This is a genomic window from Janibacter limosus NBRC 16128 (genome assembly GCF_001570985.1).
Lineage (GTDB): Bacteria > Actinomycetota > Actinomycetes > Actinomycetales > Dermatophilaceae > Janibacter > Janibacter limosus.
Genome location: NZ_BCSS01000028.1, coordinates 35,196 through 44,093, shown reverse-complemented (window position 1 = coordinate 44,093; position 8,898 = coordinate 35,196). Strand labels below are relative to the sequence as shown.

At 70.1% G+C, this 8,898-nt stretch carries 9 protein-coding genes; 6 read left to right on the top strand and 3 right to left on the bottom strand.

Features of this window, described 5'->3' with window-relative positions; genetic code table 11:
• Window positions 1–289 precede the first annotated feature (289 nt).
• On the top strand, window positions 290–718 hold the full coding sequence (locus JLI01S_RS11285; RefSeq protein ID WP_068264541.1) for a hypothetical protein: 429 nt from the start codon (window positions 290–292) through the stop codon (window positions 716–718).
• Window positions 718–915: a helix-turn-helix transcriptional regulator gene (locus tag JLI01S_RS11280; RefSeq protein WP_068264539.1), complete on the top strand. Its 198-nt coding sequence runs from the start codon at window positions 718–720 to the stop codon at window positions 913–915. The genes JLI01S_RS11285 and JLI01S_RS11280 overlap by 1 nt, the downstream gene beginning before the upstream one ends.
• A gap of 14 nt (window positions 916–929) precedes the next feature.
• Here JLI01S_RS11280 and JLI01S_RS11275 read toward each other — a convergent pair whose 3' ends face one another.
• A complete protein-coding gene (locus tag JLI01S_RS11275) occupies window positions 930–1,769 on the bottom strand; it encodes an SGNH/GDSL hydrolase family protein (RefSeq protein WP_068264537.1) in 840 nt (279 codons plus the stop codon).
• Between the two features lie 140 nt (window positions 1,770–1,909).
• Between JLI01S_RS11275 and JLI01S_RS11270 the strand changes: the two genes are divergently transcribed.
• Window positions 1,910–2,476, top strand: a complete 567-nt coding sequence (locus JLI01S_RS11270; RefSeq protein ID WP_068264535.1) for a maleylpyruvate isomerase family mycothiol-dependent enzyme — start codon at window positions 1,910–1,912, stop codon at window positions 2,474–2,476.
• Window positions 2,477–2,496: 20 nt separating this feature from the next.
• On the opposite strand, the gene JLI01S_RS11265 is transcribed toward JLI01S_RS11270, so the two are convergent.
• Both JLI01S_RS11265 and JLI01S_RS11260 read right to left on the bottom strand, forming a co-directional pair.
• Window positions 2,497–3,702 (bottom strand): cysteine desulfurase-like protein, encoded by a 1,206-nt coding sequence (locus JLI01S_RS11265; protein ID WP_068264534.1) that lies wholly within the window; start codon window positions 3,700–3,702, stop codon window positions 2,497–2,499.
• A gap of 49 nt (window positions 3,703–3,751) precedes the next feature.
• Window positions 3,752–4,216, bottom strand: a complete 465-nt coding sequence (locus JLI01S_RS11260; RefSeq protein WP_068264553.1) for an SRPBCC family protein — start codon at window positions 4,214–4,216, stop codon at window positions 3,752–3,754.
• Between the two features lie 63 nt (window positions 4,217–4,279).
• On the opposite strand from JLI01S_RS11260, the gene JLI01S_RS11255 reads away from it, so the two are divergent.
• From JLI01S_RS11255 to clpB, 3 genes are all read left to right on the top strand, one after another.
• Window positions 4,280–4,546, top strand: a complete 267-nt coding sequence (locus tag JLI01S_RS11255) for a ribonuclease E inhibitor RraB (protein WP_068264532.1) — start codon at window positions 4,280–4,282, stop codon at window positions 4,544–4,546.
• 138 nt (window positions 4,547–4,684) lie between these two features.
• Window positions 4,685–6,184, top strand: coding sequence for an LCP family protein (locus tag JLI01S_RS11250; protein WP_068264530.1), 1,500 nt, complete (start codon window positions 4,685–4,687; stop codon window positions 6,182–6,184).
• A gap of 96 nt (window positions 6,185–6,280) precedes the next feature.
• Entirely contained in the window at window positions 6,281–8,848 is a 2,568-nt protein-coding gene (gene clpB, locus JLI01S_RS11245; protein ID WP_068264527.1) for an ATP-dependent chaperone ClpB, read from the top strand.
• Window positions 8,849–8,898: the final 50 nt, after the last annotated feature.

Below are 8,898 nucleotides of genomic sequence, written 5' to 3'. Positions count from 1 at the left end.
TCGTCGCGCTGCGCCACGGCCAGCGCCCGCGCCCCCGCACCGGCGGGCAGGCGCTCGTGGTGTGGGAGCCGCGCGCTCGCCGCTGACTGACCCCGGTGCGCTTCGCGTGAGGGCCCATCTGTGCCGGCGCGCCCCCGGCCGTGACTCACGTCGTGGATCAATGCACCGCCCGAGTCACGACCTGAGTCGTCGGGAGGGGACGCTGTGCTGCGCACGGGTGAGCGCGTCCCGGCGCTGACAAGCGTGCTTTACTGTCACCTGTAAAGCACGCTTGACTACAGGGGATGACGTGACCACGACCACTAGACCCACGGCTCCGCCGGAGGCCTATGCCAAGGCAGGGCTCTTCACGCTCGCCGTCGCTGTCACCGCAGGGGCTGTGGCCGGATGGGTGCGCAGCGACGAGTTCTGGCTCGTCGCAACCGTCTTCGCCGTCTGCACGCTCGGTCCCGCGATCGCCCTGGGCTGGCTGATCTTCGTCTCGGGCCACACCGTGCAACCCGACCCGCACGTGGAGGACAGCGTCGAGGCGCGATGGGTGGAGCGTGCCTGCTCGGGTGCTTTCGTCGATCTCGTCGTCGCCACCGGACTCGCGCTCACCTTGACCTCGGTCCTCGACCTCGAGGTCCCCGGCGGGCTGGTCCTGCTGGCGGTCCTCGCGGGGGCTGGCATCGACGCCGTGCTCAGATACGCAGTCATCTCCCGTCGCGAGTGCTGATGGACAACGATCTCGCCGATCGCCGCGCACAGCTGGGCTGGTCGCAGGCACGGCTGGCTGAGGAGCTCGGGGTCTCGCGGCAGACCGTCATCTCCATCGAGCGGGGACGCTTCGACCCGAGCCTGCCGCTGGCCTTCCGCATCGCGGCGACCTTCGGCTGCGCGATCGAGGAGCTCTTCCGGCCTGAGGGCGCCTGAGCACGGGGAGCCCGTCACACCCGCTCGAGCACCTCGCCCCAGTCACGCAGCCGCCGCTCGACCGCGGCCTGCTCGGCAGCCAGGCGCTTCATCCCGTCGACCGGATGGATCGGCTCGGGCCACTTGGGGCGGGTGGTGTCGCCTTCGTAGGCGCCGCGCAGCCGCCGCCGGACCAGCGGGAGCACCTCGTCGCGGATGAACTGCGCCTCGGTGCGCATCGCGTGCCGCCACCCGGGACGGTCGGGCGGCACGAGGTCGCTCAGCTTGAGCGTGTGCGGCACGCCGAGCGCCAGGGCCACCTCGGCAGCCATCCGCTTGTGGCCGGCTCTGGCCATGTGGATCCGGTCGAGCGACCACAGGCCCTTGTCGTCGAACTCGCGCATCGCGTCGTGGTCGACGAGGGTCACGTCATGCGTGACGGCGAGGTCGCGGATGGCGCCGTTGAAGGCATCGACCCTGCGGATCAACGGCTTGAGCAGCCCGCTCGCCCGGGGGACGAAGGTCGTGAAGGCGATGACTTCCGCGCCGGACCCCACGAGGTGCAGCAGCGCCTGCTCGTAGCGCTCGGCGATGCCGTCGACATCCGCGCGCAGCGAGAGCAGGTCATTGCCCCCGGCGCAGAAGGAGATGTGGGTCGGGCCGAGCGCGAGTGCCGGCTCCAGCTGGTCGACCACGACCTGGTCGAGGAACTTGCTGCGGATGGCGAAGTTGGCATAGCGCCACGTCGGATCGGCCCGCCCCAGCTGCCGTGCCAACCGATCCGCCCAACCGCGAACCTGGTTGGGGTAGTGCAGGTTCGGGTCGCCCACGCCTTCGGTGAAGGAGTCGCCGATGGCGACGAAGAGCCCACTCATGTCGTCGTCATGCTCGCTGGCTGCGGGGGCCGGATCAAGGGGTGGTGCGCTCCCTTCGCCCAGTCGCCGTCGGGAGTTCACCCGCTGGACGAAGGGGGAATGTCGTGGCGGTTGTCGCAGGGCGCTGGCAGGCTGTCCCCATGCCCCTTCCTCGCGATGCCGCCTCCGTCTTCGACCGCAAGAACACTCCGCTCATGCGCCTGATCGACGCGACCGACCCTCGCGCGCTCGAGGGCGAGAGCCCGTGCGAGGGCTGGTCGGGGCTCGATGTCGTCCAGCACCTCATCGACACCCAGCGTGACTTCCTCCTCAAGGCCGGCGCGGACCTGCCCGATCCCGCGCCGACGGTTGCCGCGCTGGGTCCCGCGACCGCATGGCGCACGCACGCCGAGGGCGTCGCTCGCCAGCTGGCCGACGACACCCTGGCGGAGCGGGCCTACGAGACCCCCTTCGGCACGAGCACGGTGGGTGGAGCCTTCGACCAGTTCTTCGGCTTCGACCTGATCGTGCACCGCTGGGACATCGGTCAGGCCGCCGGTGTCGACGTGGACTTCTCCGAGCGTGAGCTCGATCAGGCCGAGACCGCCATCGCCGGCTTCGGTGACGCCATCCGCAGCGACGGCGTCTGCGGCCCAGCGGTCGAGTTGGGCCCCGACGCCTCACGTCAGGACCAGGTGCTGGCGCTCACCGGCCGCGACCCCCGCTGACGTCAGCTGGGCTCGACGGGTCAGCGAGCGACGAAGTCCGTGAGTCCCGTCAGCAGGCGGTCGACGTCCGAGTCGTCGGTGTAGGGCGCCGCGCCGACCCGCATCCCGAGGTCGACCCCGGGTGCCAGGGCGCGGAAGGGCTCGTGCGCATAAAAGGTGCCGGCCGGCGCGAGGACATCGCGCTCGGCGAGGTAGGCCGCGGCCTCGCGCGCGTCCCGGTCGGCGAAGGTGAAGAAGAGGGTCGGCGTGCGCTGCTGCGCCCGTGAGTACAGGGTGACCCGCTCGCCGAGGTCGGCCAGGCCCCCTTCGATCCGCTGGCGCAGGGCGAGCTCGTGCTCGTGGACGAGGGCGTGCGCCAGAGCGAGTCGTTCCCGGCGGGTGCCCTCGCCCGGGGCCAGTGACGCGATGACGTCGACCGCGGCCGTCGCGCCGGCCATGATCTCGTAGGGCAGCGTCCCGAGCTCGAAGCGTTCCGGGACGTCATCGGTCGACGGCAGCAGCTTGTCCGGGTGCAGTGTCTCCAGCAGCGCGGGGTCAGCGGCCAGGGCCGCACAGTGCGGACCGAAGAACTTGTACGGCGAGCACACGAAGAGGTCGGCGCCCATCGCGGCGATGTCGATGTGCGAGTGGGCCGTGAGGTGAACCCCGTCGACGTGGACCAGCGCGCCGACGGCGTGGGCCCGTGCGGCGATCCGGGCGACGGGCGGCATCGTCCCCAGCAGGTTGGACGCGCCGGTCACGGCGACCAGGCGGGTACGTTCGCCGACGACCTCGTCGAGGTCGCTCAGGTCGAGGTCGGCGCTGGCGGGGTCGAGCCGCAGCCACCGGACGGTCGCACCGACGGCCTGCGCCGCCTGCACCCACGGCCGGACATTGCAGTCGTGGTCGAGCTCGGTGAGGACGATCTCGTCACCCGGCCCCCACCCCTTCGCCAGCGTCCGGGAGATGTCGTAGGTGAGCTGGGTGGCGCTGCGGCCGTAGACGATCCCGCTCGGCTGCGCGCCGAGCAGGTCGGCGATCGCCGAGCGAAACCCGGCGACTGCGCTCTCGGCGTTGCGGTCACTCGCGACCGAGGAGCCGCGGTTGGACAGGGGCCCGGTGAGCGTGGCGGCGATCGCCTGGCCGACCTCGGCCGGTGTCTGTGTCCCGCCCGGCCCGTCGAAGTGGGCGATCCCGGAGGTCAGCGAGGGAAAGCGGGAGCGGAGCGCGGCGACGTCGAGTGGCATGTGTCGATCATGCCGGGTGACGCCGCCGCGCGGGAGGAAGCGCGTCGCGTCAGCTGCTCACGGCCGCTGCGAGCCGACCCAGCGTCTCCTCGAGTTGGTCCTGCGTGACGAGCGGGAAGCCGATCTTGTCGAGGAGGGCCTTGTCGGTGACGCCGCTCCAGTCGTAGGTGTGCGTGACGAGGGTGCTGTCGGAGCCCTGCGGCTCGAGCTCCCACAGCCACTCCCACCCGGGGGGCTCGGTACCAGCGGGTGCCGTCTTCCACCCGACCATCTTGTTGGGGTCGAAGGCCGTGACGTGGTTGTCCGTCTGGTACTCGCCGCCCATGTGGTCGCCGGTCATGTTCATCGTGAAGACATCGCCGACCGCTTGGATGCGGTCGCTCTTCTCGTCCGATCGGACGAACCCGGACCCGTCGAGCTCGGCGTGCCGCTCGGGATTGGTGAGCACCTCGAAGACGTCCTTGGCGGACGCGTCGATGGTGCGCTGGACAGTGACTGTGTGTTCCTGTGCCATGCCTTCGACGACACCACGCCTCACGGCTGTTGTCCACCCCCGTCGCCGTGACAGGCTGGCGACATGTCCGAGCACCTGATGGTTTTCCCCGACCGTGACGACGCTGACCGCATCGCTGACGACCTCCGCGACGAGGGCTTCACGCAGGTCCGTGTCGTCCGGGAGGCGTTGGCCGGCGAGGACGACAGCGACGACCACGACTGGGCCGTCCACGTGCGTGAGGCGATGGTCGCCGACGAGTCAGGTGCCGTGGCCCACGGTCTGCGGGAGCGCTTTGCCGCGCTCGCCGAGGAGCACGACGGCTGGTACGACCCGGAACCGAGGCCCTGAGCCACGAGATGGCACGGGGCGGCGGGCCCCTTCGACAGTTTGTGGAGGAGGGTCACTTTTGTGTCACGATGTCGTGAACAAAGAGCCCAGGGATGCCACCGTCCGTCCACGGGTACCCGAGATCGGAAGTTGGCACCTGTGGCCCAGAGCGAGACCCCTGAGCGCCCGCGTGGCCTCGGCGAGCGCGGACTCAACTCCCGCCGCAAGGCGCGCCAGAGCCGTCGCTACTACGCCCTGACGGCAGCCAGCACGCTGATGCCCGGGCTGGGGCTCATCCCGAGCCGGCGCCGGACCGGCTCGATCATCCTCGGTGGCTTCGTCCTGACCGTCCTGGCTGTCCTCGGCTATGCACTGGCGAAGGGACTGACCTCCTCGGCCATCAGCGTCGGCGTGAGCCGCCGGGCCCTGATGATCCTCATCCCGGTCGTCGTCATCGGGGCGATCGTGTGGATCTGGGGCGTCATCGCGACCGCCCGGGACAACCTGCCCGAGGGGACGAGCGGCCGACCCAAGATCGCGATGGTGGTCTTCGCCGCGTTGGCTGCGCTGCTGGTCTTCGCGCCGGCTGCGCAGTCGGTGCGCTACGCCGTCATCCAGCGCTCGCTCATCGGCAGCGTCTTCGACCAGTTCCGCCCGGACGGCGCCACCGCGCCGGGCGAGGGTGAGGACCCGTGGGCCGGCACCGACCGGGTCAACATCATGCTCGTGGGCTCCGACGCAGGCGCGGACCGGGACGGCATCCGACCCGACTCGCTCATGGTCGCCAGCATCGACACCCAGACCGGGGAGACGGTCCTCTTCGGGATCCCGCGCAACCTGCAGAACATCCCCTTCTCCGCCGACAACCCGCTGTCGCAGAAGTACCCCGACGGCTACAACTGCGGCGACGAGTGCCTCATGGAGTACGTCTGGACCCTGGGTCGGGACAACGCCGACCTCTTTCCGCCCGACGTCAACCCGGGGCTCGTCGCGACCAAGGACGCGGCATCGCAGATCCTCGGGCTGCACATCGACTACACGACCGTCATCAACCTCGAGGGCTTCACCCAGCTCGTCGACGCGATGGGCGGGGTGACGGTCGACGTCAAGAAGCGGGTTTGCATCGGCTGCAAGATCGAAGGCGGCGTCGTCGTCGGCACCACCGGCTACATCGAGCCGGGGGTCCAGGAGCTCGACGGGTATCACGCCCTCTGGTACTCGCGCTCCCGCGCCGACTCCCAGGACGGCGACTTCTCCCGGATGCGGCGGCAGCGGTGCATGGTCGGAGCGCTGCTCAACCAGGTCAACCCCACCTCGATGCTCGTGCGCTACCCGGCGCTGGCCAAGACCCTGCAGGACAATGTCACCGTCGACATCCCGCAGCAGGACCTCAAGGCCTGGGCCGAGTTGGTCCTGCGCATCCAGGAGGGCGGCACCATCAAGTCGCTGCCGCTGACCAACAACAACATCAACGTCAACCGGCCTGACTACGCCAAGATCCACGCGATGGTCGACGACGCGATCCACCCGCCCGAGCCGACGCCCAGCACGAGTTCCTCGACGTCGAAGAAGACGACCTCCAGCACGACGACGCCGCCCACGTCGAGCTCGACCACGACCAACGAGGACGAGCTGAGCGACATCACCTCGAGCTGCTGACCCGACGCCACGACTCCCCAGGGTTGAGCGGAATACACTCAACTCTGACGCGGTTGGACCGGACAACGAACCCGTTGTCAGTCGCGAAGGAGACCCATGGACTTCAAGCCCACCACCAAGGTGGCCGAGGCGCTTGCCCTGGCCCAGCGTTCCGCCCAGACCCAGGGCCACCCCGAGGTCACTCCGGCGCACCTCGTGAGCGCCCTCGTGCAGCTCGACACCCCGCAGTGCGACACGCTGCTGCAGGCCGCCGGGACGGGGGCGCCGCACGTCCTCGCCCAGGCGGACGCGCAGGTCGCGTCCCAGCCCACCACGAGCGGTGCGGCGCAGCCCCCAACGCTCGGCCGTGAGCTGCTCGCCGTCCTCCAGCAGGCGGACACGCTCATGCGGTCCAAGGGGGACGACTTCCTCGCCCTCGACCTGCTCCTGCTGGCCCTCGCCGAGACCGGCCACCTCGCCGCCGTCGAGAAGCGCGGAGCCACTGACATGGAGACCAAGGTCGAGGAGCTGCGGGCCGGCCGCAAGGTCACCTCGGAGACCCCGGCCGAGGGGGGCGAGGCCCTGGAGCAGTACGGCACCGACCTCACCGCGATGGCCCGCGACGGCAAGCTCGACCCGGTCATCGGCCGCGATGCCGAGATCCGTCGAGTCGTCCAGGTGCTCTCGCGCCGGACCAAGAACAACCCCGTCCTCATCGGCGAGCCCGGCGTCGGCAAGACCGCCGTCGTCGAGGGCCTGGCCCAGCGGATCGTCTCCGGCGACGTGCCGGAGTCACTGCGCGGCAAGCGCCTCGTGAGCCTCGACCTCGGGGCGATGGTCGCCGGGGCCAAGTACCGCGGCGAGTTCGAGGAGCGTCTCAAGGCGGTCCTCGAGGAGATCAAGTCCAGCGAAGGGGAGGTCGTCACCTTCATCGACGAGCTCCACACCGTCGTGGGTGCGGGTGCCTCCGGTGAGGGCGCGATGGACGCCGGCAACATGCTCAAGCCGATGCTCGCCCGCGGTGAGCTGCGGCTGGTCGGCGCGACGACGCTCGACGAGTTCCGCGAGCACATCGAGAAGGACCCGGCGCTGGAGCGTCGTTTCCAGCAAGTCTTCGTCGGTGAGCCGAGCGTCGAGGACTCGATCGCGATCCTGCGCGGGCTCAAGGAGCGCTACGAGGCCCACCACAAGGTGGCCATCGAGGACTCCGCGCTCGTGGCTGCCGCGTCCCTGTCGGACCGCTACATCACCGGGCGTCAGCTGCCCGACAAGGCGATCGACCTGGTCGACGAGGCCGCGTCGCGTCTGCGGATGGAGATCGACTCCAGCCCCGTCGAGATCGACGAGCTGCAGCGCGCCGTCGACCGGCTCAAGATGGAGGAGCTGCACCTGGCTCGGGAGACCGACGACGCCTCCAGGGACCGGCTGGAGCGGCTGCGCAAGGACCTCGCGGACAAGTCCGAGGAGCTGGCCGGCCTCACCGCCCGCTGGGAGTCGGAGAAGACGGGCCTCAACGCGGTCGGTGACCTCAAGGCTCGGCTGGACGACCTGCGCACGCAGGCCGATCGACTGCAGCGCGACGGTGACTACGAGGGCGCCTCGCGCCTGCTCTACGGCGAGATCCCGACGCTTGAGGGTCAGCTGGCGCAGGCCAGCGAGGCCGAGGCGGCCCGCGACGACACCGACCTGATGGTCAAGGAGCGCGTCGGTGCCGACGACATCGCCGAGGTCATCTCGGCGTGGACCGGCATCCCCGCCGGGCGTCTGCTGCAGGGCGAGTCCGAAAAGCTGCTGAGCATGGAGTCGATCATCGGCTCGCGTCTCATCGGTCAGACCGACGCCGTGCGTGCGGTCTCCGACGCGGTGCGCCGCTCGCGGGCCGGCATCGCCGACCCCAACCGGCCGACGGGCTCCTTCCTCTTCCTCGGGCCCACCGGTGTCGGCAAGACGGAGCTGGCCAAGTCCCTGGCCGACTTCCTCTTCGACGACGAGAAGGCGATGGTGCGCATCGACATGTCGGAGTACGCCGAGCGGCACGCGGTCGCGCGCCTCATCGGTGCGCCTCCGGGCTATGTCGGTTACGAGGAGGGCGGTCAGCTCACCGAGGCCGTGCGCCGTCGGCCGTACTCGGTCGTCCTGCTCGACGAGGTGGAGAAGGCACACCCGGAGACCTTCGACATCCTGCTGCAGGTCCTCGACGATGGTCGCCTGACCGACGGTCAGGGCCGCACGGTCGACTTCCGCAATGTCATCCTCGTGATGACCTCCAACCTCGGCAGCCAGTTCCTCACGGACCCGCTGATCGAGGCGGAGGCTCGCCGCGAGTCGGTCATGGGGGTCGTGCGCCAGGCCTTCAAGCCGGAGTTCCTCAACCGGTTGGACGAGATCGTCATCTTCGACGCGCTCAGCCGTGACGAGCTCGGCCACATCGTCGAGCTGCAGGTGCGCGAGCTCGGTAGCCGACTGGCCGACCGCCGGATCGACCTCGAGGTCACGCCGGCCGCTCGACAGTGGCTGGCCGACACCGGCTACGACCCGGCCTACGGTGCCCGACCGCTGCGCCGCCTGGTGCAGAAGGAGATCGGTGACCGGCTGGCCACAGGCCTGCTGTCCGGCGACGTGCGGGACGGTACGACGGTCGTCGTGGACGTCGATGTCGAAGGGGGCGGCCTCGCCGTTCGTTGAGGGCCACCGCACCACGGCGTCCTCCCCCGCACCGCGGGGGAGGACGCCGC